The sequence below is a fragment of the Pseudomonas sp. 910_23 genome, from assembly GCF_052850795.1.
Genome location: NZ_VXCZ01000009.1, coordinates 75,945 through 102,042, shown reverse-complemented (window position 1 = coordinate 102,042; position 26,098 = coordinate 75,945). Strand labels below are relative to the sequence as shown.

Annotated in this window: 25 protein-coding genes and 2 pseudogenes; 14 read left to right on the top strand and 13 right to left on the bottom strand. The window is 59.9% G+C overall.

What is annotated here, in order from left to right:
- Positions 1-96: 96 nt before the first annotated feature.
- On the top strand, positions 97-624 hold the full coding sequence (gene ppa, locus FW800_RS13255; protein WP_446437781.1) for an inorganic diphosphatase: 528 nt from the start codon (positions 97-99) through the stop codon (positions 622-624).
- 213 nt (positions 625-837) lie between these two features.
- On the top strand, positions 838-1,611 hold the full coding sequence (locus tag FW800_RS13250; RefSeq protein WP_005791812.1) for a LexA family transcriptional regulator: 774 nt from the start codon (positions 838-840) through the stop codon (positions 1,609-1,611).
- A gap of 299 nt (positions 1,612-1,910) precedes the next feature.
- Here FW800_RS13250 and FW800_RS13245 read toward each other — a convergent pair whose 3' ends face one another.
- On the bottom strand, positions 1,911-2,147 hold the full coding sequence (locus FW800_RS13245; protein WP_078822426.1) for a hypothetical protein: 237 nt from the start codon (positions 2,145-2,147) through the stop codon (positions 1,911-1,913).
- Between the two features lie 506 nt (positions 2,148-2,653).
- On the opposite strand from FW800_RS13245, the gene ycaC reads away from it, so the two are divergent.
- A complete protein-coding gene (ycaC, locus tag FW800_RS13240; protein WP_003194533.1) occupies positions 2,654-3,286 on the top strand; it encodes an isochorismate family cysteine hydrolase YcaC in 633 nt (210 codons plus the stop codon).
- 60 nt (positions 3,287-3,346) lie between these two features.
- On the opposite strand, the gene FW800_RS13235 is transcribed toward ycaC, so the two are convergent.
- Entirely contained in the window at positions 3,347-4,378 is a 1,032-nt protein-coding gene (locus FW800_RS13235) for a PDDEXK nuclease domain-containing protein (RefSeq protein WP_446437780.1), read from the bottom strand.
- 183 nt (positions 4,379-4,561) lie between these two features.
- Between FW800_RS13235 and FW800_RS13230 the strand changes: the two genes are divergently transcribed.
- The 9 genes and pseudogenes from FW800_RS13230 to FW800_RS13190 all read left to right on the top strand — a co-directional run bounded on the left by FW800_RS13230 (position 4,562) and on the right by FW800_RS13190 (position 16,509).
- Positions 4,562-5,206 carry an NAD(P)H-dependent oxidoreductase gene (locus FW800_RS13230; protein WP_216090362.1) on the top strand — a complete coding sequence of 215 codons (645 nt, stop codon included), beginning with the start codon at positions 4,562-4,564 and terminating at the stop codon, positions 5,204-5,206.
- A complete protein-coding gene (locus FW800_RS13225) occupies positions 5,145-5,525 on the top strand; it encodes a MerR family transcriptional regulator (protein WP_103734871.1) in 381 nt (126 codons plus the stop codon). Before FW800_RS13230 ends, FW800_RS13225 begins: the two co-directional genes overlap by 62 nt.
- Positions 5,526-5,660: 135 nt before the next feature.
- Positions 5,661-10,291, top strand: a pseudogene (locus FW800_RS13220) (RHS repeat-associated core domain-containing protein).
- On the top strand, positions 10,288-10,620 hold the full coding sequence (locus FW800_RS13215; RefSeq protein WP_446437779.1) for a hypothetical protein: 333 nt from the start codon (positions 10,288-10,290) through the stop codon (positions 10,618-10,620). The pseudogene FW800_RS13220 and the gene FW800_RS13215 overlap by 4 nt, the downstream one beginning before the upstream one ends.
- Positions 10,621-11,147: 527 nt before the next feature.
- A pseudogene (locus tag FW800_RS13210) lies at positions 11,148-11,252 on the top strand (hypothetical protein); the annotation flags it as partial.
- 74 nt (positions 11,253-11,326) lie between these two features.
- Positions 11,327-11,569: an exodeoxyribonuclease VII small subunit gene (locus FW800_RS13205; RefSeq protein WP_446437778.1), complete on the top strand. Its 243-nt coding sequence runs from the start codon at positions 11,327-11,329 to the stop codon at positions 11,567-11,569.
- Entirely contained in the window at positions 11,566-12,453 is an 888-nt protein-coding gene (gene ispA, locus FW800_RS13200; RefSeq protein ID WP_446437777.1) for a (2E,6E)-farnesyl diphosphate synthase, read from the top strand. The genes FW800_RS13205 and ispA overlap by 4 nt, the downstream gene beginning before the upstream one ends.
- Positions 12,454-12,563: 110 nt before the next feature.
- A complete protein-coding gene (dxs, locus tag FW800_RS13195; RefSeq protein WP_148853989.1) occupies positions 12,564-14,462 on the top strand; it encodes a 1-deoxy-D-xylulose-5-phosphate synthase in 1,899 nt (632 codons plus the stop codon).
- Between the two features lie 172 nt (positions 14,463-14,634).
- Entirely contained in the window at positions 14,635-16,509 is a 1,875-nt protein-coding gene (locus FW800_RS13190) for a TonB-dependent receptor domain-containing protein (RefSeq protein ID WP_446437776.1), read from the top strand.
- A gap of 90 nt (positions 16,510-16,599) precedes the next feature.
- Here the strand turns inward: FW800_RS13190 and FW800_RS13185 are convergent, their stop codons facing one another.
- The 11 genes from FW800_RS13185 to nrdR all read right to left on the bottom strand — a co-directional run bounded on the left by FW800_RS13185 (position 16,600) and on the right by nrdR (position 24,777).
- Positions 16,600-17,385: a cobalamin-binding protein gene (locus tag FW800_RS13185; RefSeq protein WP_032879255.1), complete on the bottom strand. Its 786-nt coding sequence runs from the start codon at positions 17,383-17,385 to the stop codon at positions 16,600-16,602.
- The gene (locus FW800_RS13180; RefSeq protein WP_032879254.1) at positions 17,382-17,801 is read right to left on the bottom strand and encodes a nuclear FMR1 interacting 1 family protein; all 420 of its coding nucleotides are present in this window, start codon (positions 17,799-17,801) and stop codon (positions 17,382-17,384) included. The genes FW800_RS13185 and FW800_RS13180 overlap by 4 nt, the downstream gene beginning before the upstream one ends.
- Positions 17,798-18,415 (bottom strand): GTP cyclohydrolase II, encoded by a 618-nt coding sequence (gene ribA, locus FW800_RS13175; RefSeq protein ID WP_005791841.1) that lies wholly within the window; start codon positions 18,413-18,415, stop codon positions 17,798-17,800. The genes FW800_RS13180 and ribA overlap by 4 nt, the downstream gene beginning before the upstream one ends.
- Positions 18,416-18,535: 120 nt before the next feature.
- On the bottom strand, positions 18,536-19,270 hold the full coding sequence (locus FW800_RS13170; protein WP_446437775.1) for a substrate-binding periplasmic protein: 735 nt from the start codon (positions 19,268-19,270) through the stop codon (positions 18,536-18,538).
- Positions 19,271-19,324: 54 nt separating this feature from the next.
- A complete protein-coding gene (thiL, locus tag FW800_RS13165; protein ID WP_446437774.1) occupies positions 19,325-20,290 on the bottom strand; it encodes a thiamine-phosphate kinase in 966 nt (321 codons plus the stop codon).
- Positions 20,291-20,308: 18 nt separating this feature from the next.
- Positions 20,309-20,809 (bottom strand): transcription antitermination factor NusB, encoded by a 501-nt coding sequence (nusB, locus tag FW800_RS13160; protein ID WP_005791846.1) that lies wholly within the window; start codon positions 20,807-20,809, stop codon positions 20,309-20,311.
- The gene (gene ribH, locus FW800_RS13155) at positions 20,806-21,282 is read right to left on the bottom strand and encodes a 6,7-dimethyl-8-ribityllumazine synthase (protein WP_003194576.1); all 477 of its coding nucleotides are present in this window, start codon (positions 21,280-21,282) and stop codon (positions 20,806-20,808) included. The genes nusB and ribH overlap by 4 nt, the downstream gene beginning before the upstream one ends.
- An 88-nt stretch (positions 21,283-21,370) precedes the next feature.
- Positions 21,371-22,462: a bifunctional 3,4-dihydroxy-2-butanone-4-phosphate synthase/GTP cyclohydrolase II gene (gene ribBA, locus FW800_RS13150; protein WP_446437773.1), complete on the bottom strand. Its 1,092-nt coding sequence runs from the start codon at positions 22,460-22,462 to the stop codon at positions 21,371-21,373.
- A 15-nt stretch (positions 22,463-22,477) separates the two neighbouring features.
- The gene (locus tag FW800_RS13145; protein ID WP_005791849.1) at positions 22,478-23,140 is read right to left on the bottom strand and encodes a riboflavin synthase; all 663 of its coding nucleotides are present in this window, start codon (positions 23,138-23,140) and stop codon (positions 22,478-22,480) included.
- Positions 23,141-23,188: 48 nt separating this feature from the next.
- On the bottom strand, positions 23,189-24,316 hold the full coding sequence (ribD, locus tag FW800_RS13140; protein WP_032879247.1) for a bifunctional diaminohydroxyphosphoribosylaminopyrimidine deaminase/5-amino-6-(5-phosphoribosylamino)uracil reductase RibD: 1,128 nt from the start codon (positions 24,314-24,316) through the stop codon (positions 23,189-23,191).
- Positions 24,313-24,777, bottom strand: a complete 465-nt coding sequence (gene nrdR / locus FW800_RS13135; RefSeq protein WP_019818855.1) for a transcriptional regulator NrdR — start codon at positions 24,775-24,777, stop codon at positions 24,313-24,315. The genes ribD and nrdR overlap by 4 nt, the downstream gene beginning before the upstream one ends.
- Positions 24,778-24,917: 140 nt before the next feature.
- Between nrdR and FW800_RS13130 the strand changes: the two genes are divergently transcribed.
- Entirely contained in the window at positions 24,918-25,373 is a 456-nt protein-coding gene (locus FW800_RS13130) for a YbaY family lipoprotein (protein WP_005791855.1), read from the top strand.
- Positions 25,370-26,023 (top strand): class I SAM-dependent methyltransferase, encoded by a 654-nt coding sequence (locus tag FW800_RS13125; protein WP_078822446.1) that lies wholly within the window; start codon positions 25,370-25,372, stop codon positions 26,021-26,023. Before FW800_RS13130 ends, FW800_RS13125 begins: the two co-directional genes overlap by 4 nt.
- Positions 26,024-26,098: the final 75 nt, after the last annotated feature.

Genomic DNA, 26,098 nt, shown 5'->3' with positions numbered 1-26,098 from the left:
GGCGCATGGCATCGGCGTCAGAATATGCCTATAATCGCCGCCACTTTTAGGCCAATCCGGCCATGTCATATGGCCAACTAACGGGGGCAACGCCCAATGAGCTACAGCAAGATTCCGGCTGGCAAAGACCTGCCGAACGACATCTACGTCGCCATCGAAATTCCGGCCAACCACGCGCCGATCAAATACGAAATCGACAAAGACAGCGACTGCCTGTTCGTTGACCGTTTCATGGCCACCCCGATGTTCTACCCGGCCAACTACGGTTTCATCCCCAACACCCTGGCTGACGACGGCGACCCCCTCGACGTGCTGGTCGTGACCCCTTACCCGGTTACCCCAGGCTCGGTTATCCGCGCCCGTCCAGTCGGCATCCTGAACATGACCGACGACGGCGGCGGCGATGCCAAAGTCATCGCAGTGCCACACGACAAGCTGTCCCAGCTGTACGTGGACGTGAAGGAATACACCGACCTGCCGCCACTGCTGCTGGAACAGATCAAGCACTTCTTCGAGAACTACAAAGACCTCGAAAAAGGCAAATGGGTGAAGATCGACGGTTGGGGCAACGCAGAAGCCGCGCGCACCGAGATCATGAAGTCGGTTGCCGCCTACAAAGGCTGATACCCGCGCCTGATTGCTTCGGCAAATAAGAAAGCCCCGTTAGTTCGGGGCTTTTTTATGGGCAAAATTAAACATCAAGTTCAATGTTTATTTTATGCTGTTTATCTAAGTTGCACACCTGAAAGATCGAGCCACAACTAAGCCAAATCCTACATATGCAATTCAACGCATGGTTTATTTGATTGGTTTTTCCCGCCAGTAAACTCTGCGTTTATGAATACATCAGGTGATCGTTTAAAAGCGCTACTCCGGGAAGTTAATCTTTCCGCCTCCGACTTCGCCAAGAACCGCGGCGTCACGCCTCAACACGTGAACAACTGGTTCAAACGCGGCGTTCCCATGGGCCGACTCAACGAGATAGCAGAACTGCTGTGCGTCTCAAGTCGCTGGTTAAGCGACGGCCGAGGCCCCAAACACCCGCCCGCCAACTACCTGCTGGAAGGCCCCGACACAAGGAAACTACTGCCCACCCGCGAAGACACCGGCAAATACCTCACAGGCCCCGCCTGCCGTCCGGAAACAACCGACGTGGAGATCCCCCTCCACCCCACATTCACCTCAAGCGAACGCATCCGCGTCTCCCGGCACAGCCTGCAAACCCTCAACGTCCATCCCGACCGCGCGGTAGGCGCTTACATGGTCGACAACAGCATGACCGACATCATCCAACAAGGCGCCACCCTTGCCATCGACCGAGGCCGCACCCAAATCATCGACGGCGAAATTTATGCGGTAGAGCACGACGGGATGCTGCGCATCAAATACCTCTACAACCGACCTGGCGGTGGGTTGCGCCTGCGCAGCCACAACGCCGCCGAACACCCGGACGAATACCTCAACCACGAAGAACGCTTCGAACAAAGCTTCAAGGTTGTCGGCTGGGTATTCTGGTGGTCCACCCTCAACAACCGCCGGCCGCCCGTGCCGCTGGATGAACATCTATTGGGCTGGGAAGGCTCTAAATCGGAACCGGAGGTGGGCAACTGAAGTGAATGTGGGTATCATGCGCCGCACATTTGGCAGGGGGATGGCTTAGCTATCTGCCCTGTCAGGCGATGCGGAGGAGTTCCCGCGGATGCCCCTACTATTCAGCCCGACGCCATGTGGGCTGAGCGATTTGAAGGCTGGTGAGGTTTGTCAAAAACAAGCTGAGGCAGTCCCCGAGAAGCCGGCCACAAGCCGGCTTTTTAATGCCTGTAAGAATACAGTTCAATTGTCCAGCAGCTGCTGGACAATTGAATCGTCAACAAAGGCGGGCAGGTATCCTACCCATCCTTCAATACGCGTTATTTAGGCTGCAAACACTCCACAGCCCTATCCGCCACCATCTTCGCCATCTCCACCAGATGCATCACCGCCCTCTGCGGCGCAGCCACTGACTCGCCGATCACCTGTGACGCAGCCAGCGCACAATGCAGCAGCTCAGCCACCTGCACCCAGGCATCCTCAAAGCTCAGTTCTTCATTGACCGTAAATGGGTTGGTAGCGTGTGAAGACGGCGAATCCGAACGAACGTTTTCCATAGCAAAACTCCTAGCAGTAAGTGAATACCACCGTCCTTTCGCGACTAAACAATCAGAGGTGGCGGCTGTACGCAGGTTAGTCGACCGGCCGCTAGGCACCGGCGCACCCGAGGGCGCCCTGCGCACAGCCACCATAAAGTGCAGGCGAGAAGACACCTGTCTTTGGGATGGCGCGTGCGCCTAGCGAGGTCCGGGCGACTAAACCCGATCACTGAATTAGCAGTGACGGTCAGCAGCCTAGTCACCCAATTCCACTGGCGCAAGCGGTTGGGATTCTCTCGGAAACGTCCTGCAAATGAAAGGGATCGTACCTGCTGGCTACTCAAAATCAGGCAATTCATTCGCGTTATGCGCATTAGTACGGCGCCCCCAATCGCTCGCTCTTTGTCTCCTTAAAGTTGACAGTAAGACTCGTCCAACCCGATTTATCCCCCGCCACCCACCCATTAATCTGTGCCCATGTTGAACGCAACGCCCAACCAACCTAAACAAAAAAGGATTCAACCATGAGCGCTCCCACCTACAACCGCTTGAACAAAGACGACGCTATCGTTCTGCTGGTCGATCACCAAACCGGCTTGATTTCCCTGGTGCAGGACTTTTCGCCCAACGAGTTCAAGAACAACGTGTTGGCCTTGGCTGACCTGGCCAAGTTCTTCAACCTGCCGACCATCCTCACTACCAGCTTCGAGCAAGGCCCCAATGGCCCGCTGGTGCCAGAGTTGAAGGAAATGTTCCCGGATGCGCCGTACATCGCCCGCCCAGGCCAGATCAACGCCTGGGACAACGAAGACTTCGTCAAGGCGATCAAGGCCACCGGGCGCAAGCAGATCATCATTGCCGGTGTGGTGACGGATGTGTGCGTGGCGTTCCCGACCTTGTCGGCGCTGGCGGAAGGCTTTGAGGTGTTTGTGGTGACGGATGCATCCGGCACGTTCAATACCACGGTGCAGCAGGCGGCGTGGAGCCGGATGACGCAGGCCGGTGCGCAGTTGATGAACTGGTTCTCGGTGGCGTGTGAGCTGCACCGCGACTGGCGCAACGATATCGAAGGCCTGGGTAACCTGTTGTCCCAGCGGATTCCCAACTATCGCAACTTGATGAACGGTTACGCGGCGCTGACAGCTCATCAGAAATAAGCAAACCCAGCGTGATAAGCCTGCCCTGAAAAGCAGGCTTTTTCCATTGCTTGCCCGCCCCTAGCCCGCCAACTCCCGTTCGATCTGCTCAATACTCGGCAAACTGGTTTGCAATTCTGCGGGCAAAGATTCCACCAATTGATATTCCGCCACGCCGATAGGTCGTTTGTTATCGCGCAGTGCATATTCAGCCACCACCTCATTTTTACCTTTGCACAACAACAGACCAATCGTCGGGCCATCCTGTGGGTGCTTTATCTCGGCATCCACAGCTGCGAGGTAGAAGCTCAGTTTGCCCAGGTGTTCGGGCTTGAACTTGCCAGCCTTGAGTTCGATCACCACGTAGCAACGCAGCTTCAAGTGATAGAACAGCAGGTCGACGAAGAATTCATCACCGCCCACATTCAGCAGCACTTGCCGGCCTACGAAGGCAAAGCCTGCGCCTAATTCCAATAAGAAGTCGGTGACATGCTTGATCAGGGCGTTTTCAATATCACGCTCTTGCGCGTTCAGGCCCAGGCTGAGGAAGTCAAAGCGGTAAGGGTCCTTGAGGGTTTCACGCGCCAGATCGGATTGGGCTTTGGGCAGATGGCTTTCAAAGTTACTGACGGCCTTGCCACTGCGTTCCAGCAGGCGGTTTTCAATGTGCATCATCAGCGTGTTGCGCGACCAGCTGTGTTTAACGGCCTGGAGAATGTACCAACGACGTGTTTCGGGGCCCGGAAGCTTATCGAGCAACACTAGGTTGTGACCCCAGGGCAATTGTGCAGCAGCTTGTTGCACAAATTCAGAATCCGGCCACGCCTCGGCAAAAGCACGCATGTACTTCAGATTGCGCGGCGAAAAACCCTTGATGTCTGGAAAGGCCGCCCGCAGATCCTGCGCAAGGCGGTCGATCACTTTGCTACCCCAGCCTTGATCGTTCTGACGGGTCAAAATATCGCGACCGATCTGCCAGTAGAGCAGCACCAGTTCACGATTGACCGCGATTGACGCACGCTGCTGTGCGTTATGGATACGGCCCTTGAGGTCTGTCAGCCAATCACTGTAGCCCTCTGGAGGTGCCGTCAACCCGATGGAGGTCTCGCTCATGCCTTTTTACTCTTGTGTTTTCAGCAGGCTAGTTAGCCCGCTGTGCCGTCACAAGCGCTCATGAGTACTCTCGGACGCGTCCTGCGTACCTTGCAGAAAGGTCCTGCTGGCACTGGCTGTGGCCCTTGACTCTCCCCTATACGGCACCCCCTACCCTGAACGCCCATTTCAGGAGCCTTCAGCATGAGTCAGCGCATCCTGGTCATTCTCGGCCATCCGTCCACCGATAGTTTTTGTTCAGCCATGGCGCAGACCTATATCCACGCTGCGAAAACGGCAGGTCACGAAGTACGCATCCTGCACCTGGGCAATCTCACATTCGACCCGATTCTTCACCACGGTTATACCCAGGCTCAAACACTGGAACCCGACTTGCTCAGCGCCCAAGCCGACATCCTTTGGGCCGAGCACCTCACATGGGTTTTCCCTGTTTGGTGGGGTGGTATCCCGGCACTGATGAAAGGCTTTATCGACCGAGTTTTCCTACCCGGCTTCGCCTTCAAATACCGCGCAGGCAAGGCATTCCCTGACAAGCTGCTCAAGGGCCGAAGCGCGCACTTGTTAGTGACCCTGGACACGCCGGCGTGGTATTACCGCTGGGTCTACCGCATGCCGGCCATCCACCAGATGCGTCGCACCACGCTGGCGCTGTGCGGCATCACACCGAGCAAGACGCTGCTGTTCGGGCCGGTGCTGGGCGCTACGCTGACGCAGCGGGCCAAGTGGCTGAAACAGGCCGGCGCATTATTTGAGAAAGGGAATTTTCATGTACATCGGCAAAGCCGCGCAGTTGTCCGGCACGACCATCAAGGCGATTCGTCACTATGAGGCGATTGGATTGATGCCCGAGCCGCAACGCCTTGGTGGCTATCGGGTTTATACGGCGCAGAGCGTAGAGCGACTGACCTTTATCAAATGCGCCCAGCAGCTCGGGTTCAAACTCAAGGAGTTGCAGGAGATTTTGCTGGGGTACGACGGTGACGCCTTTCCCTGGGACAGGGCGGACCAAGCCATCGCCAACAAGAAGCAAGCGCTGGCCGCGCAAATCACCGTGTTGCAACGGATGCAGGCGGGCTTGATTGAGTTTGAAACCCAACTGAAAGATGCCCAAGGGCACTGCTCGTCAATCAGTAGTGTCGCCATTTGAAGTAGCCCTTACGCATGAGTTGCCGCTGACTTTTGCGAGCCCCGTGTAAGGGCAATCTGATTTTCCAAACCGCTCATCCAGACGCTTTTCGTTGCGGCAGACTCCGACGCCTTGCCTTCTGCCGAGACGTCATGGATGACTCACGCCTCCCACATCGCCTCTATCGAACATGAGCTGGATGGCTTCCATCAGAGCCTGGTGGAGTACCGCCAGCAGATGGGTGCCTGGTATTCGCGTGCGCTGGATTCAGTAAGCCATGCAGCGGATATGCCGTCGTTGCTGGGCATGGACCGAGTGTTGCGGGTTGGGGATTCGCAGCGTTCGGTGAGCATTACCGATGCAGATTTCTCCACCGTGGCCCGTTGCCCGGTGGGTGGCGTGCTGGAGATCGAGAGCAAATTCGAATCAGCGTATGACGTGCCGATTGGCGACATCCCGGTTGAGGTGATCGGCCTGGATGACGGCAGCTCCACGCGGGTGATGCTCGATGAGCACGGCAAGGGCTCGCACTACTGCGCCGCTGGCGGGCGCTATGAGGTGCGGGTTCAGGGCGGTGTTTCAGCGCAGCAAGTGGAGGCCTTGTTTGCCTCCTATGCAGGGCTGACGGCGGACTTGGAACAGTGGCTTCGGTCACAGTGGAAAAACTTCAAACCCCACTGGGAACGCTCTACTGCCAGCGCGATTGGCAGCGGCGTGCTGGCGGGCAGTTGGGCGGCGATCACGGATGTGTGGGACAGCATCAAGCTGGTGCAGGCGATGCTTGAAGATCCGCTGAAGTACGTCGAGCAACTGGGTAGCGAGGCGGCCAAGTTGGCGCAGATCGCCACCGATGCGCCCAAGGTCATGGAACAGGCGATGTTGCTCGCCAGTGACGAGGCGGCGCTGTACCTGTTACTGCGCACCGCCATGATCTGGCTGGACGCGTTACCGCCCCGTGAAGTTGCGCAAGCGGCCGCAGGTTTTATGGTGTCGTTGCTGATTGACCTGGTGATTGGCGCGGTGTTGACCATCGCGTTGCCGGCAGCGGGCGTGGCGTATTTGAGCGTTCGCCTGGTCAAGCATGGCGCACAAATTCTTAAGGCTGCCGTGGGCTTCGTGAAGGGGGTGCTGGCAATTCTCACCAAGTTCATGCAAGCGGTCGACCGTTATAAAGCGGTGGCGGTTCGCGGTGTGGTCGGCTGGGTGAAACAAGGCACGATGCAGATGCGCTGGCGGGCGCGGCAGAACGCGGTGCTGACGCAGAAAGAGCGTGTGGATGATGTGCCGGTCATGGCGTCGAATCCGAAGGGAGATGCGGCGGCGCCAGCGGACAAGACGGTCACCAACGGCTGCCCGGTGTCGATGGTCACCGGGGAAGAATTGCTCACCCTCACCGATGGCGCGCTGGACGGGATTTTGCCGTTTGAGTGGACACGGCTCTATCGCACCAGTGCGGTGGAACTGGATTGCGGGTTGGGGTTTGGCTGGAGCCATGCGCTGGCGCACAGGCTTTGTGTGTCGGGCGATTCGGTGGTGTGGACCGATCATGAGAACCGCCGACCACCCTGCCCTTGCCCAGCGACTCTCGACCCGCAATCACCAATAGCCTGGCGGAAGCAGCGATCTACTTGGGCTCGGCGCCTGATGAGTTAGTGCTGGCTCAGGCGTCGCGGTTTTATCACTTTCGCGACGGTTTGCTGGTTTCTATCAGCGATTCGTATGACAACCGCCTGCGCATTTTCCGTGATCATTCCGGGCGGATTGAGCGGCTGGATAACGGTGCTGGTCGCTCGCTGCTGTTGCGTTATGAGCTGGATCGAATCGTGGCGGTGGACTACCAGGTTCATCGCGCCAAAGGGCGTGAGCCCTACGTCTGGGAAACCGAGCAGAACGTTGTTTCCTACGCCTATGACGAAGCGGGACGACTGGTTTGCGCGACCAATGCTGTCGGAGAAAGCGAGCGTTATCGGTACGACGATCAGCACGTCATTGTTGAGCGTCAGTTGGCCGGTGGGGCGAGTTTCTTCTGGGCGTGGGAACGATCTGGCAAGGCGGCGCGGTGTGTCCGCCACTGGGCAAGTTTTTCGCAGATGGACACGCGCTATGCCTGGGGCGATGACGGCCGTGTCACCGTGCATAACGCCGATGGCAGCCAGGAGGTGTATGTCCATGACGACCGGGCGCGGTTGGTGCAGCGCATCGATCCGGACGGCGCGCAGCATTTCAAATCCTACGATGCCAAGGGGCGGCTGACCGTCGAGCAGGATCCGCTGGGCGCGGTGACGGCGTATCAGTACGACGAAGCCGGACGCTTGGTGGCGTTGTTTCCCGGGGATGATGAGCCGACCTCCTACGAACATGACAACGGCTTCGTACGGGTTGTAAGGCGCGGCGAGGCTGTCTGGAAATACGAGCGTAATGAGCAAGGCGATGTTACGCGTAGGATCGATCCTGACGGCGAGGTTACCGATTACAGCTACAACAAACACGGGCAACTGACCGGAGTTTGGTACCCGGATCACAGTTGCCATCGGCTGGTGTGGAATGAGCGTGGGCAGTTGCTGGAAGAGCAATTGCCCAATGGCGGGATCAAGCGTTATCGCTATGACGATTTAGGCCGACAGATTGCCCGTGAGGATGCACACGGCGCGCAGACAGTCTATGAATGGGACAGCGTCGGTAGGTTGATTCGCCTCGCCTTGCCAGGCGGCGCCACACGAGAGTTCAGCTACAACCCCTACGGAAAAATCATCGCCGAACGCGATGAGCTCGGCCACGTCACCCGCTACGAATATGCCAATGGCCTGCACCTGATCAGCCGCCGCATCAACGCCGACGGCATCCAGGTCAAGTATCGCTACGACAATGTTCGGTTACTGCTGACCGAAATCGAAAACGAAGTCGGCGAAACCTATCAACTCGACTACCACCCCAACGGCCTGATCCAACAGGAAACCGGCTTCGACGGCCAACGCACCGCCTACGTCTACGACCTCAACGGCAACCTGCTGGAAAAGACCGAACACGGCGACGACGGCAGTCAGCTCATCACCCGCTACGAGCGCGACCACGTCGGTCGCCTCGTACGAAAAACCCTGCCCGATGACAGCGTGGTCGACTATGCCTACGACCGCCAAGGCAACCTCCTCAGCGTCGAAGACGGCCACTGGTCGTTGGCCTACGAATACGACCGCCAAAACCGCCTCACCGCCGAGCATCAAGGCTGGGGCACCCTGCGCTATGGCTACGACGCCTGCGGCCAGCTGAAAAACCTGCGCCTGCCGGACAACAACCGCCTCGTCTTCAACCACGACAAAGGCGGCCACCTCGCCACCGTCGAACTCAATGGTGAAGTGCTCACCTCGCATCTCTTCAAGAGCGGTCGCGAGCACCAACGCCAACAAGGTCAACTGCTCAGCCATTACCATTACGACGACCAGAACCGCCTACACGCACACGCCGTTACGCAGCAGCAAAACTACCTCTACCAACGCCAATACGACTACGACAAAAGCGGCACCCTCACCCGTCTGCTCGACACCCGCAAAGGCGAACATCTTTACCGCTACGACCCACTGAATCGTCTAACCCGCGCCGATCATTCCCAAGACGTCCAGGAACGCTTCGCCCACGACCCGGCGGGCAACCTGCTGATGCAAGACCGCCCCGGCCCGGACATCGTTGCCGGCAACCGCCTGATGATCCAGGGCGACCGCCATTACGACTACGACGCCTTCGGCAACCTTATCCGCGAACGGCGCGGCAAAGGCCATCAACTCGTCACCGAATATCGCTACGACTGCCAGCATCGGTTAATAAGCATCACAAAACCGAACAGCGAAACCGCTAGTTATCGCTATGACCCGTTTGGGCGACGTATCAGCAAGACCGTAGATGGCGAGACCACCGAGTTTTTTTGGCAAGGCGACAAGCTGATTGCCGAGCACCATGCGGACTGTCATCGCAGTTATATCTACGAGCCCAACAGCTTCCGCCCGCTGGCGCTGCTGGAAGGCTATGGACCGCAAGCCACAACGCCCTATCACTACCAACTCGACCACCTAGGCACCCCGCAAGAACTCACCACACCGGAAGGAGAAATCGTCTGGTCCGCCCACTACCGCGCCTACGGCCAGATCGCCCGGCTCGACGTGGGCACAACCGACAATCCGCTGCGTTTCCAAGGGCAGTATTTCGACCAAGAAAGCGGGCTGCATTACAACCGCCATCGCTACTACAATCCAGATATTGGTCGCTACCTGACGCCGGACCCGGTGAAGTTGGCGGGTGGGGTCAATGGGTACCGGTATGTACCCAATCCGACGGGATGGGTGGATCCACTAGGTCTAAATGCATGCCCCGGTGAAGATGGCTGTAAGCCCGAGATTGAAGCGCGTGAATCAGCCCAGGCAGTTCGAGTTAATGAGGGTCAACCAGAGCTACCAAAAGCAGGAGGAGCACAGCGAGCAGCCCGGTACTCGGCCAATTGGCAGACCGCTGACCTGAACGAAAATATCGTTAAATTTGCTGGGCCTGACCCGATAGTAATAACTACAGATAAAGGAAAGAAAATATACAAAAACCCTCAGAGCGGGATTGAAATAGTGGAGGACCTTAATGGTAATTACTTTAGAATTCACGACCCGTCCTTGCCGGGATCCAGGCGTTATCTTAGTTTAGCCGGAGCAATCCCCAACAACAAAACTTCCTCTTCTGGCAAACAGATGGGAAGAACACAAAGCGAATACAATGAAGTCACACATTTTAAAAAAGGAAATTCTCGATGAAATTGATTTGTACGCCCTTGACTGGCGAAGCCATGTTTTTGCTAGACCTAAATGCGTGCCCAAACGACCAGATGGAGCGTGTGGTCCTCACAAGCATAGAGCACCAACAACTCTTGAAATCGGGAATATACGAGGAGATCAATGATTCTTTAAAAAAGATCATCGATGACTATGAGGACGAACACATTAACACTTCCGAAGAGCTCAACGAAATGCTAAGAATTTTAAAAAAAAAATCCTTGCCTGAAAACCCCGAACTATTAGAAAAAATAATCCATTTAACCCAGTTAGCTATCGATAGAAAAACCGGTGTTTTTTTCTACTTCTAGGCACTAGACGTGAAATTAAAAAAAAGCACGAGCTATAGAAACCAGTATCCATATAGAAGAGGACGTAATACTGCTCATCGAGGGAGTCATCATTAATTGCTTCGTCAGCTATTCCCCACATGAGATAGAAGTCGGAAAGACGTATGACGTCGAGCTGACAATAAATCTATCTGACGATTACGAGATTGAAAGGGTTGAACCGAGAACACCACTGATTGAAAAGACAAATCCCGGATACGCTTACCTACTTTATGGAAACCTACGCGACACACAATTTCACAGCTTCGTCTCATTAAACGATGAGGACATTCACTACGACCATCCTGAATGTAACGAGCGCTTCATAAAACTAAAAGTCGACAGAATCGACGTCAGCTTCCGTTGAATATCAAACGCCCCCCTGAGAACGCACTCTGTGGCCCAGTAGCGCCTCGACGATGAGCCGAATACAAAGCACAATCAGCTCACAAAATGAGCCGAATACTCTCTCTATTCGGCTCACACGCCCCCAGGCTTCCCCTTATGAATCAACAACACGCCACCTGGCCGACCTACTGGAAAAAAACTGCCTGACACGCCTCCCCGAAGGCGGCCGCAGCACGCGTTATCAGATCAATCCCACCCACGAGTAGCCCCCTACTCATTTGCCCCCATCCCCCATGTCTGCTAGTGTCGCGCCGGTTTACCGTCTACCGGAATTGCCGCCATGGCCCGCAAAAAAGTTGCACTGGATTTCGAACAATCCCTCGCCGACCTGCAAACCCTGGTCGAGCGGCTGGAGAACGGCGAGTTGTCGCTGGAGGACTCGTTGACGGCGTTTGAGCAGGGCATCGGCCTGACCCGCGACTGCCAGAGCGCGTTGGCGCAGGCGGAGCAGAAGGTCCAGGTGTTGCTGGAGCGTGATGGGGCGTTGGCCGAAGAACCTTTCGATGCGGAACAGCCGGAATGATCGACGCGTACCAGGCCAGTAGCCAAGCCCGGGTGAATGCCGCGCTGGGGCCCTTGTTTGTTGCGCCAAGCCCGGAAATGGCGCGCCTCTATGAAGCAATGCGCTACAGCGTCATGAATGGCGGCAAGCGTGTACGCCCGTTGCTGGCCTATGCGGCCTGCGAAGCCCTGGGCGCGCCGGCGGCCGAGGCCAATGGCGCAGCGTGTGCGGTGGAGTTGATCCACGCTTACTCCCTGGTACACGACGACCTGCCGGCGATGGATGACGACGATCTGCGTCGCGGCCAGCCCACGACCCACAAAGCCTTCGATGAGGCTTACGCGATCCTGGCCGGGGATGGCTTGCAGAGCCTGGCGTTCAGCGCGTTGCTGGACCCGGCGCTAAGCAGCGTCAACGCCGAGATCCGCCTGCGCATGGTTACTGCTCTGGCCCACGCTGCTGGCCCGGCCGGAATGGTCGGCGGCCAAGCCATCGACATGGGTTCGGTCAGCCTCAAGCTGGATCAAGAAGCCCTTGAATACATGCATCGCCACAAGACCGGCGCGTTGATCGAAGCCGCCGTGCACCTGGGCGCCCTGGCCAGCGGCCGCGCCGACGCCGAGCAACTGGCGGCCCTGCAGACTTATTCCCGCGCGATCGGCCTGGCCTTCCAGGTGCAGGACGATATTCTCGACGTGGAAAGCGATACCGCCACCCTCGGCAAACGCCAAGGCGCCGATATTGCACGGGACAAGCCGACGTATCCGGCTCTGCTGGGGCTGGAAGCCGCCAAGGCATACGCCATTGAGCTGCGTGACCAGGCCCTGGATGCCCTGCGACCTTTCGACGCGGCGGCCGAGCCGCTGCGTGACCTGGCGCGGTATATCGTCGAGCGCCGCCACTGACAACCCCGGCCATTTGCGCCGCATATCGGCCAAGTTCGGCGCCCTGCGTGGGCAGTTTGCACCGCTTGAGGTAAACTGCCGCCTCTTCTATACCTATAACGATTCGCCTGATGCCCACGACGTTTCAAGAGATTCCCCGCAAACGCCCGTCCACGCCCCTGCTCGACCGCGCTGCCACGCCGGACGGCCTGCGTCGACTGGGTGAAGCCGAGCTGGAAACCCTGGCCGATGAGTTGCGCCTGGAATTGCTCTACACGGTCGGCCAGACCGGTGGGCATTTCGGCGCCGGGCTGGGCGTGATCGAGCTGACCATCGCCCTGCATTACGTGTTCGACACCCCGGACGACCGGCTGGTGTGGGACGTGGGCCATCAGGCATATCCGCATAAAATCCTCACCGGCCGTCGCGAGCGCATGGGCAGCCTGCGCCAGAAGGACGGCCTGGCCGCCTTCCCGCGCCGTTCCGAGAGCGAGTACGACACCTTTGGCGTCGGCCACTCCAGCACGTCCATCAGTGCAGCGTTGGGCATGGCGATTGCCGCCCGTCTGCAAAACAGCGATCGCAAGGCGATTGCCGTGATCGGGGATGGCGCGCTGACTGCCGGCATGGCCTTCGAAGCGCTCAACCATGCGCCAGAAGTGGATGCCAACATGTTGGTGATCCTCAACGACAACGACATGTCGATCTCGCGCAATGTCGGTGGCCTGTCCAATTACCTGGCGAAAATCCTCTCCAGCCGCACCTACGCCAGCATGCGCGAAGGCAGCAAGAAAGTGCTGTCACGTCTGCCTGGAGCGTGGGAAATCGCCCGTCGCACCGAAGAATATGCCAAGGGCATGCTGGTGCCCGGCACCCTGTTCGAAGAGCTGGGCTGGAACTACATCGGCCCTATTGATGGCCACGACCTGCCGACCCTGATCGCCACCTTGCGCAACATGCGCGACCTCAAGGGCCCGCAGTTCCTGCATATCGTCACCAAGAAGGGCAAAGGCTTCGCCCCGGCGGAAGTCGACCCGATTGGTTACCACGCAATCACCAAGCTCGAACCCCTGGACGCGCCCGCCGCCGCGCCGAAAAAGGCCAGCGGGCCGAAGTATTCCGGTGTGTTTGGCGAATGGCTGTGCGACATGGCCGCCGCCGACCCGCGCCTGGTGGGTGTTACCCCGGCGATGAAGGAAGGCTCCGATCTGGTGGCGTTCAGCGAGCGTTTCCCGTTGCGTTACTTCGACGTGGCGATTGCCGAGCAGCACGCTGTCACCTTTGCCGCCGGCATGGCCTGCGAAGGCGCCAAGCCGGTGGTGGCGATCTACTCCACCTTCCTGCAACGCGGTTATGACCAGTTGGTTCACGATGTGGCGGTGCAGAACCTCGACGTGCTGTTCGCCATCGACCGCGCCGGCCTGGTGGGCGAAGACGGCCCGACCCATGCTGGCAGCTTCGACCTGTCCTACCTGCGCTGCATCCCCGGCATACTGGTGATGACGCCCAGCGACGAAAACGAACTGCGCAAGATGCTCAGCACCGGCCACCTGTACAACGGCCCGGCCGCTGTGCGGTATCCCCGGGGCAATGGCCCGAATGCCGTGATCGAGAAAGACCTGGAGCCGATTGAAATCGGCAAAGGCGTCGTGCGTCGCCAAGGCAGCAAAACTGCATTCCTGGTGTTTGGCGTACAACTGGCCGAAGCGCTGAAAGTGGCTGAAAAGCTTGATGCCACAGTGGTGGACATGCGTTTCGTCAAACCGTTGGATGAGGCGCTGGTACGCGAAATCGCCGCCAGCCATGAGTTGTTGGTGACCGTCGAAGAGAACGCCATCATGGGCGGCGCCGGCGCGGCAGTCAGCGAGTTCCTGGCGCGGGAGAACATCCTCAAATCGGTGCTGCACCTGGGCTTGCCGGATGTGTACGTAGAGCACGCCAAGCCAGCGCAGATGCTGGCTGAGTGTGGCTTGGACGAGGCCGGCATCGAGGCTTCGGTGCGCGAGCGTTTGGCGCTTCTGGCCCTGTAGAAACCGGGACTAATTGTGGGAGGGGCGGTGCGACGATTCGACTTGCTCCCGATCGCGGTGTATCAGTACCAGATGTTCTGACTGACACACTGTAATCGGGAGCAAGTCGAATCGTCGCACCGCCCCTCCCACATTTAACTTGTATCACCTTCAAAATCGCTGTGGACAGCCCATGAAACGCCTGTGCCTCGCCCTGCTGCTTTTACCCGCCGCCGATCTGCTCGCCGACACCCGCGACCAGGCCTTGAAGCTCTCCGATGTGGTCATCAGCGCCAACCGCCAAGTGCAGGCGCGTAACGACAGCAGCGCTGCCAACACCGTCTTCACCCGCGCCGACATCGACCGCCTGCAACCCACCAGCGTCACCGACCTGCTCAGCCGCGTGCCCGGTGTGCAGGTTGCGCCGACCGGTGGGCGTGGCAGTTTGCCGGGGATCTTCATTCGAGGCACAAAGGCCGCACAAAGCCTGGTACTGGTGGACGGCCAGCGCATTGCCAACACCACCACCGGTGATAGTGGCCTGCAATATCTGAACGTCGATCAGATTGAGCGTGTAGAAGTGCTGCGCGGTTCCCGCTCGGTCATTTACGGCAGTGACGCGATTGGCGGAGTGATCCAGGTGTTTACCCGGCGCAATGCCGAGCAAGGCTTGCAGCCGCGCTTGAAGCTCGGGTTTGGCAGTAACCAGACGTGGGAACGTAGCCTGGGCTTGTCGGGCGGCGATGAACATACGCGCTTCAACCTGGGCGCAAGCCTGGATGAAACCGCAGGTATCAACGCGAGCCACGCGTCGTTCCCCAGTGACGGCGACCATGATGCCTACCGAAACCAGTCCATCAGCCTGAACCTCCGCCATTCGTTCAGCGATGAGCTGGAGGTAGGTTTCAATCTGCTGGATAACCGTGGCAAGTCGGAGTACGACAACAGTTATGGCCGCTACAACGGCGCCACCGGGCAGAGCGTCGGCCAGAAACCCTACACCGATTACACCGTCAGCAGCGCCAGCGGTTATGTCGATGCCAAGCTCAATGAGACCTGGCAGTCGCGCTTGGAGTTGGGCCACAGCGAAAACCGTGACACCAAGCGCGATACGCTCAGTGATGATTTCAGCGTGTTCAATACCTACCGCGACTCGGTCAACTGGCAGAACGACCTGACGCTGAATGAGCAGAACAACCTGATCGTCGGTGGCGACTGGTATGAAGACCGCTTCCACGGCTCCACCACCTTTACCGAAAACAGCCGCTGGAACCGCGCCGCCTTTGTGCAGCACCGCTTCCACAGCGAGTGGTTTTCCACCGAGCTTGGGCTGCGTCGCGACCAGAACCAGCAGTTCGGCGCTCAAAATAGCTGGAGCGGCACCCTGACCGTACCGGTCAACCCTGACAACGACCTACTCTTGAGCTACAGCGAAGGCTTCCGCGCGCCGACCTTCAACGACCTCTATTACCCCGACACGCAGTACAGCAACCCCAATCTGCAGCCCGAGACATCAAAGAGCTACGAGCTGCAATGGCGCAGCCAACTGACCGACAGCACACGGGTGGAAGCCTCGCTGTATCGTACCGACCTGAGCGACGCGATCATCCTTGACGCCGGCAAGCCGCAAAACGTGGCATCGGCGCGGATCAACGGCTTTGAAGCGGCGCTCAAGCAGGAAGTGTTTGGCTGGCAGGGCAACCTGAGCCTGTCGCTTATCGACCCGCGTGACCGTGACAGCGGCCACACCCTGGCACGTCGCGCTCGGCGTACATTGAACCTGGATCTGGATCGGCAGTTCAACAAGCTGGGCGTTGGCGCGAGCTGGCAGGCGATCAGCAGCAGCTACGATGATGAAGCCAACCGCAACCGTTTGGGCGGGTATGCCTTGTTGGGGCTACGCAGCAGTTGGGCGTTGAACCGAGAGGTGTCGTTGTCGCTGAAGGTGGATAACGTGCTGGACAGGTCTTATGCCCGGGCGAAGTACAGCTACCTCGGCGAGGCTCAGAATTATCGTGAAGAAGGTCGGGTGTGGATGGTTGGGCTGACATGGACGCCTGAGTTCTGAGGGACCTGCACCGACGTCATCACAGGCAAGCCAGCTCCCACAATTGAAATGCATTCCCCTGTGGGAGCTGGCTTGCCTGCGATAGCGTTGTCACAGGTTCGGCGCAATCACCTGGCACAACCGCCCCACCGCCTCCAACATCTGCCCGCTGGGCCGCTCCAGGCCCTTGTCCGGCACTAACCGTACCCGAGCAGCCATCGCCGGCCATGCCTTCCAGGCCTCCTTCTGAGCCTGATCACCCACCAGGATCACCTCGGGATCACGCGCCAGCACCGACTCGATATTGACCTGCGGCGCCGGCAACTTCAGATCATCAAACACATTACGCGCCCCGCACACACTGAGCGCATCGCTGATGATCTGCCCACCACCCACGGTGTACAGCGGTTGGTTCCACACTTGGTAAAACACCCGCAACGGCTCGGCCCGCTGATAGCGCTGGCGCAACTCGGCCAAGCGCTGGCGTAGTTGTGCAGCGAGCTGGCGCCCTGCCTCAGCTCGGCCCAATTGCTCGGCAATGGCCTGGACCTGAGTAGTCAGTTGCGCAAGGCTATGGGGCTCGGCGATATACACCGGGATATTCAACCGCTGAAGCTGCTCACGCTGGGCCGGGCCGACGCTGCCGGGCCACAGCAGGATCAGGTCGGGCTTCAGGCTGAGCAGACGCTCCATATCCAGTTGGCCGTAATGCCCGACCGACGCAACCGTTGCCAGTGCTGTTGGCCGCTCACCACCATCAAGCACACCCACCAACAGGTCGGCTGCGCCCAGCTCAACGACGATTTCAGACAGCGACGGCGCCAGGCTGACCACTCGTTCGGCTGCCATCGCCTGAACACTCAATACGAGCAGCAGTGCCAGCCAGTAGCGGCTCATCCCAGTTGACGCGGAATGCGGTAGAGGTAAAACAGCACCATGGTCGACATTGCCAGCAGGAACAGTGGCACCGCTTCCAGCCCCACGAACACCGCCAGCGCACCGATCCAGGCCGGTAGCGCGGCTACCAGCAAAGCCGTGCGCCGACGCGCCGCCAGGGTGATCCAGGCAGCAGGTTCTTCAGGGGTATCGAGGGCTTTGGAAGTAGCGATCAGCGCATGTTTATAGCCGTGAAAATAACGCAGGCTGAGAAACATCGAGGCCACGCCGGCAATGAAGAACGGCATGGCCAGCACGGGCAGCAGGGGTTCAGCGCGGCCAAACAGCAGATTGATCACAAACAGGGGCAGCAATGCCAAAGCCAGGTACTGCCACCAGTTGAAGGATAACCGCCGTTTCACCTGGCCGCGAGTCACGCGCGGTCGACCTCGCCCTGGTGCTCGTTGCCCATCATATGGTCGAGCTTGCTGGCTTTGGTCGCCAGGTAGAGCTTGTTGTGCGGATTGTGCCCGGTGTGCAGCGGCACGCGCTCGGCCACGGTGATGCCCATCTCGGTCAAGGCTTTGACCTTGCGCGGGTTGTTGGTCATCAGGCGCAGGGATTTGACCCCCAGGTGCTCAAGCATCGGCAGGCAGATGGCGTAGTCGCGCTGGTCGGCGGCAAAGCCCAGGCGCTCGTTGGCTTCCACAGTGTCGGCGCCGCCATCTTGCAGTTCGTAGGCGCGGATCTTGTTCAACAAGCCAATGCCACGGCCTTCCTGACGCAAGTACAGCAGCACGCCACGGCCCTCACGGGCGATGGCTTGCAAAGCGGCTTCCAGTTGCGAGCCGCAGTCACAGCGCTGGCTGAACAGCGCATCGCCGGTCAGGCACTCGGAATGCACACGCCCCAGCACCGGCGCGCCATCCGTGATGTCGCCGAGGCTGAGCACAACGTGCTCGCGCCCGGTGGCTTCTTCGAGAAAGCCGTTCATGGTGAACGTGGCAAAAGGGGTAGGCAGCTTGGAAGCGGCGACGAAAACGACGGGCACCGTGTGCTCCTGATTTCAGATTTCACAGAGGCGGCCATTGTAACAGCAGGTTCCTACAGACGCTTAAGCTGAATTATCGCTGATAAAGATCAATAGGTTCGATTGGCCTTCGCGTCAGTTCTATGGGCCCGGGAACGGATACGGCTGTTTCCAGCGCGCAAAAGTCGCTTTGAGCTCGCCGGTCTTGACCAGGGCGGCCAAACGCTGGTCATACACCGCCATCAACGCCCTGCCGCGTTCGGTATCGGCAAAGGCTATGTAGAGCGGCAGCTCGGCGATATGCGTAAGTTTGAACAGCGCCGGGTCTTGCGCCTGGCTGAGTACATACTTGGCTTCAGTGAGGGCATCGATATAGAAATCGGCACGACCGTACTGCAGCATCGGCAGGATACCGTCGCGCCGTTCGATCTGGTTGAAGCGGCGCACATTGGGCAGGTATTGCTCGTACTTGTAGCCACGCACCCAGGCCAGGCGGTAGTCGCCCAGCGTCGCCTGTGTCGGCGTAGGCGCAGTGGCGAGCCCAAGGGCATAAACGTGGTCGGCGTCGAAGTTCCAGCGGGGGTACAACACCCCGCTGACTTCATTGCGATAGGTGCCGACGCATCCATCCACCTCGCCACGCTGGGCCAGGCCGACCGAGCGGGTGTAGGGCTCGCTGCGGGTCTGCAGGGTGATGCCTACCGGCTCGAAGATCTGGCGCACCACGTCCCAGGCCAGGCCGCTGCCATCTTTATTGGTGTAGTCGTTCCACTCTTCGCTGGCCAGCATGACCTTGCCGGGCACCGACGCCTCATCCGCCTGAAGTACAGAGCTAAAGGCACACAGAGCGATCAACAGCCAGCAGCGCACGACCATAGTGACGGCTTCCTACGTGGTAATCATCAGATAAAGGGTAGCGCAGGACGCTGGCTACGGCGTCTCGCGAAAATGCTGATAGCCGCGCACGGCCGGCGTAATGTCCTGACCATGGGCATCGAGCAGGGTCACGCCCTGCCCCGCTTCGACCCGACCGATCACGTGAACCGGCCAGCCGCCCGCTCGCAAAGATGCCAACGCGGATATCGGCAAGGTAAATGCCAGCACGTAGTCATCGCCCCCGCTCAACGCCGCGACGCGGGCCTGATCCTCGCCGACAAATGTCAGCAAGGCGGTAGATAACGGCAACCTGTGACGTTCGATCACCAGGCTGACCGCCGAAGCCTTGGCGATATGCCCACAATCGGCCAGCAGCCCGTCGGAGATATCCATGGCCGCGCTCGCCTTGCCCCGCAATGCCAGCCCCAGGGCCAGCTGCGGTTGCGGCGACCAGTAATGTGCCAGCAGGGGCTCGGCGACTGCCGCATCCGCCGTGCGTTGGCCCAAGACCAATGGCAAAGCACCAGCGGCATTGCCCAGTTCGCCGCCCACACACAGCAGGTCACCCGGCTGCGCACCACTGCGCGTCAACGCCTGCCCGGCCGGCACGCGGCCAAATACGGTCAGGGTCAAGCTCAGTGACCCTCGGGTGGTATCGCCGCCCACCAAGCCCACGCCGCAACGTTGCGCCATGGCGTTCAGGCCTTGGGCATAGCAATGCAGCCAATCGGCATCAACGGTCGGCGTGGTCAGGGCAAGGGTAAACGCGAGGGGGTTGGCCCCCATGGCGGCCAGGTCGCTCACCGCCACGGCCAGCGAGCGCTGGCCGAGCAGGTACGGGTCACAGGGGTCGGCAAAATGCACGCCGGCCACCAGCGTATCGGTAGAGACCGCCAGTTGCTCTCCGGCGGGCAGCGCCAGCAAGGCACAGTCGTCGCCGATCCCCAGGGCAATGCCATCGCCGCCTTGCGCACAAGGCGCGGCGGCGAAGTACTTGCGGATCAGCTCGAACTCGCCCATGCGGGACTCAAGCGCAGATTAGCGCTTGTGTTCCTTTACTTCGGCTTCACGCAGGCGCGGGGCCAGCTTGTCGAGCACGCCGTTGACGAACTTGTGACCGTCGGTCGAACCGTAGACTTTCGCCAGTTCGATGCCTTCGTTGATCACCACGCGGTACGGTACGTCAACGCGCTTGAGCAGCTCCCAGGTGGACAGGCGCAGTACCGCGAGCTCAACCGGGTCCAGCTCTTCGAGGGTCAGGTCCAGGCATGGCGACAGCGCAGCATCGATCTCGGTCATGTTGGCCGGAACACCGTGCAGGATGTCGTGGAAGTAGCTCTGGTCAGCAAAGGTGAAGTCGTTATCGACGCGAAATTGCGCTTCGATCTCGTTCAGCGAAGTGCCAGCCATATGACGCTGGTACAGCGCCTGGGTGGCGAGCTGACGGGCCGCACGGCGCTTTTCGCTTTTCGAAGGCTTGCCGGCATCGGCTGGACGCTCGTCACGCGGGTTGAAACGATCGCTTTCGTCGGAAATCACTTGGCCTCCAACTGCGACAGCAGGCTGACCATTTCCAGGGCGGACAAGGCAGCTTCAGCGCCCTTGTTACCGGCCTTGGTGCCGGAACGCTCGATGGCTTGCTCGATGGAATCAACGGTCAGCACGCCGAAAGCGACTGGCACGCCGAACTCCATGGACACCTGGGCCAGGCCCTTGGTGCATTCGCCGGCTACGTATTCGAAGTGCGGGGTGCCGCCACGAATGACCGCGCCCAGGGCGATGATCGCCGCGTATTCACCCTGCTGAGCAACTTTTTGCGCAACCAGTGGAATTTCGAAGGCGCCAGGGGCGCGGATAAGGGTGATATCGCTCTCGCTCACACCGTGGCGAACCAAGGCGTCAACCGCACCGCTTACCAGGCTTTCAACCACGAAGCTGTTGAAGCGGCCAACCACCAGGGCATAGCGGCCTTTGGGGGCGATGAAGGTACCTTCGATGGTCTTCAGGGTCATTCGACAAATCTCTTAAAGAGCCGGGACGCGAAAAGTGCGTCCCTCAGTGATGATTTAACCGCGAACAAGGGGCAAAAATCGCCAGCCTTTATTCGGAGGGCACGTATTCTACAACTTCCAGGTCGAATCCGGATATCGCATTAAATTTCATCGGTGCGCTCATCAGGCGCATTTTGCGCACGCCCAGGTCGCGCAGGATCTGCGAACCGGCACCGACGATGCTGTAGGTGGTCGGTTTTTTCACCGGCACGGCGTCGGCGGTTTCGCGGATGTGCGCCAGCAATACGTCGCCGTCCAGCGGGTGACCGAGCAACAGCACCACACCGCTGCCAGCCTCGGAAACCGCAGCCATGGCGGCGCGCAGGCTCCAGCGGCCGGGTTGCTTGACCATCAACAGGTCGCGCAGAGGGTCCATGTTGTGCACCCGCACCAGGGTCGGTTCTTCGGCGCAAATGTTGCCCAGGGTCAGGGCCATATGCACGTCGCCTTCCACTGAATCACGGTAGGTCACCAAATTGAATTGGCCCAGTTCGCTGTCCAGCGGCTGCTCGGCAATCCGCTGAACGGTACGTTCGTGGATCATGCGGTAGTGGATCAGGTCGGCAATGGTGCCGATCTTGAGGTTGTGTTCGGCGGCAAAGGCTTCCAGTTCAGTGCGACGGGCCATGGTGCCGTCGTCGTTCATCACTTCGCAGATCACCCCGCTCGGCTCGAAACCGGCCATGCGCGCCAGGTCGCAGGCGGCTTCGGTGTGACCGGCGCGAGCCAGAGTGCCACCAGGTTGAGCCATCAGCGGGAAAATGTGGCCGGGGCTGACGATGTCTTCGGCCTTGGCATCTTTGGCGGAGGCGGCTTGCACGGTACGGGCGCGGTCAGCGGCGGAGATACCGGTGGTGACGCCAGTGGTGGCTTCAATCGATACCGTGAACTTGGTGCCGAAACCCGACCCATTGCGCGGCGCCATCAACGGCAGCTTGAGCAACTCGCAGCGTTCGCGGCTCATGGGCATGCAGATCAGACCACGGGCGTGCTTGGCCATGAAGTTGATGTGCTCAGGCTTGCACGCCTCGGCGGCCATGATGATGTCGCCTTCGTTCTCGCGATCTTCGTCATCCATAAGGATGACCATCTTGCCTTGGCGGATGTCTTCAACCAGTTCTTCGATGCTATTGAGCGCCACGCGGCACCCCCTTGGTCAGGATTTCAGGTAGCCGTTAGCGGCCAGAAAACTTTCGGTGATGTTGCCTGATGCAGGCTCTGCGGCCTTTTCGCCCAGCAACAGGCGCTCCAGGTAACGGGCAAGCAAGTCCACTTCCAGGTTCACCCGGCGCCCCGGCTGGTAGGAGGCCATGATGGTTTCGCTAAGGGTGTGGGGAATGATGGTCAGTTCAAATTCGGCGCCATTGACGGCGTTCACGGTCAGGCTGGTGCCATCAACGGTAATCGAACCCTTGTGGGCAATGTACTTGGCCAGCTCTTTGGGCGCACGGATGCGGAATTCCACGGCGCGTGCGTTTTCACTGCGGGCCACCACTTCGCCGACACCGTCGACATGGCCGCTGACCAGGTGACCGCCCAGGCGCGTGGTCGGCGTCAGGGCTTTTTCCAGGTTGACCGGGCTGCCGGCCTTGAGGTCGTTCATCGCGGTGCAGTCCAGGGTTTCCCGGCTGACGTCGGCGGCAAAGCCGTTGCCCGGCAGCTCAATAACGGTCAGGCACACGCCGCTGACGGCGATACTGTCACCCAGCTTGACGTCGCCGAGGTCCAGCTTGCCGGTTTCAACCAGCAGGCGCACATCGCCGCCTTTGGGGGTCATTGCACGGATGCTGCCGATGGATTCGATAATGCCGGTGAACATTTCGCTCTCCTGAAAACGAGGGGCTGACGCTTAAGCGCAGGCCGGGAATTATACGCTCGCTGTCGGGACGGGAATGGCAGTGACTCGCCAGTCGTCGCCTACAGCGCGCATGTCAGTGATCTTGAGTTGGGGCGCGTCGACCAGCTTCTCAAGCGGCCAGTCCAGCAACGGCCGGGCAGCGGAGCCGAGGAACTTGCCGGCGATGAATATGACGTACTCATCCACCAGGCCCTGCTGGGCAAACGCGCCCGCCAGGCTCGGGCCCGCTTCCACCAGCACGTCGTTGACGCCACGGGCGGCCAATGCCACCAGCGCCGAGCGCAGGTCGACCTGGCCCTCCACACCCGGTACCACCAGGCACTCTGGGCCACGGGGAAACTGGTTCTCCGGGGCCACGCAGGTGATGACCAGTGCCGGGCCTGCCTTGAAGAAGGGTGCATTGAGCGGCACGCGCAAGCGGCCGTCGATCAACACGCGCAGCGGCGGGCGCGACATGGCCAGGGCGGTGGTTTGTTCATCCAGGCCCAACTCAGCGGCGCGCACAGTCAAGCGGGCGCCGTCGGCCAGCACCGTATCGGCACCGGTCAACACCACACTCGCCTCGGCACGCAGACGTTGGACGGCGGCGCGGGCAGCGGGGCCGGTGATCCATTGGCTTTCGCCGCTGGCCATCGCCGTGCGGCCGTCCAGGCTCATGGCCAGCTTGACCCGCACGAACGGCAAACCGTGCTCCATGCGCTTGAGGAACCCCGGGTTAAGCGCCCGCGCCTCAGCTTCCAGGACACCACTGCGCACCTCGATACCCGCCTGGGCCAGACGCTGCATGCCACGCCCGGCCACTTCCGGGTTCGGGTCCTGCATACCTGCCACCACCCGCGCCACACCGGCGCTCACCAGTGCATCGGCGCACGGCGGCGTACGGCCATGGTGGCTGCACGGCTCCAGCGTCACGTACACCGTCGCGCCGCGGGCCTTTTCACCGGCGGCGCGCAGGGCATTCGGCTCGGCATGGGGCTCGCCGGTGCGCTCATGCCAGCCTTCGCCGACAATCTGCCCGTCACGCACGATCACACAGCCCACCCGTGGGTTGGGGTGGGTGGTGTACAGGCCCTTGCGCGCCAATTCGAGGGCACGCGCCATGTAATGGGCGTCGAGGACTGCCTGTTCAGACTTCATTGTTTGGAGGGCTCACGGGCCAGGCGGTCGATTTCTTCGCGGAACTCATTGAGGTCCTGGAAGCGTCGATACACCGAGGCAAAACGGATATAGGCGACTTCGTCGAGCTTTTGCAGTTCGCCCATCACCAACTCGCCGACCACCAGGCTCTTGACCTCGCGCTCGCCGGTCGCCCGCAGCTTGTGCTTGATATGCACCAGCGCCGCTTCCAGGCGCTCGACACTCACCGGGCGTTTTTCCAGGGCGCGCTGCATACCGGCACGCAGTTTTTCTTCGTCGAAAGGCTGGCGGCTGCCGTCGGACTTGATCAGACGGGGCAATACCAGTTCGGCGGTTTCGAAGGTGGTGAAACGTTCACCACAGGCCAGGCATTCGCGCCGGCGACGCACTTGATCGCCCTCGGCGACCAGACGCGAGTCAATGACCTTGGTGTCGTTGGCACCGCAGAAGGGACAGTGCATGGTTGGCAGGCAACAAAAAATGGGAGGGCCATGGTAGCGCATCCCCGTCGCAAGACAAGCCATAGCCTTTACGGTATATAGGCAGGCTTATATGTTTGATATTTTTTAAGCCACGGATTTTGTCCTTTCTGGAGCCGTACATGCAGTTACGACCACTCGTTCTACTCACGCTGTTCAGTTTTCTGGTCGCCTGCAGCAGCGAAGCCCCCAAACCGGCCGCGCCTCAACCGACACCGGCACAAGAGAAAAAAGTCCCGGGTATTGAAGACCTCGGCCCCCTGCCCGCCTATCAACGGGAAATCAGCGGCAGCCTGACCAACGTGCCCGCCGGCGCCGAAGTCGAGATGGCGCTGCTGGTGATCGACGACCGTTCGCGCCCGCAGCAACTGCTCGCCAGCAGCGTGCTGAGCGGCAATGGCAAGCCTCTGGCCTTCCGCCTGCGCTTCAACCCTGAAGCCTTCCCGGCCGGTGCACGCGTTGAATTGCGTGGCCGCGCCAGCCAGTCCGGCCAGTTGATCCTGCACCTGCCCGCCGTGCGCGTCACCCAGGCGATCACCCAGAGCACCGGCCCCCTGCAACTCGTCAAGGCGCCATGACGCCACCGCTGCACCTGCAGCGCGCCTTGAGCGAGCTGATCGGCGACGCGCAATTGGTGCCCTGCCCGCTACCGGGCACCGAATTATCGCTATGGCTGCTCGATGCCGACAATATGGACCGCGCCTTCAGCCAGGAAGAAACCCGGCGCATCCTGCATGAGCCGCCCTATTGGAGCTTTTGCTGGGCCAGCGGCCTGGCGTTGGCGCGCTACCTGGCGGCGCATCCCGAGTGGGTCGCCGGTAAACGCGTGCTGGATTTCGGCGCAGGTTCGGGCGTAGCCGGGATCGCCGCCGTAAAGGCGGGTGCCCTGGAAGTAGTGGCGTGTGACCTGGACCCGCTGGCCCTGGCGTCTTGCCGCGCCAACGCCGAACTCAATGCGGTGGAGCTGGGCTATTGCGCCGACTTCTTCGCCGAAGCCGACCGTTTTGACTTGATCCTGGTGGCCGACGTGCTTTACGACCGCGCCAACCTGCCGCTGCTGGATCAATTCCTGACCCGTGGCCGCGAAGCGCTGGTGGCCGATTCGCGGGTGCGGGACTTCCAACACCCGCGTTATCAACGGCTGGAGGTTCTGGACGCGTTGACCCTGCCGGACCTGGCCGAGCCTTGGGAGTTTCGCAAGGTGAGTCTGTACCACTCGCGGCGCTGAGCCTTCGCGTTACAAATTCCCGGCAACAGATTGGCTAAGACAGGAAAAGGCGAGGCATGGAAAATGCCATCCTTC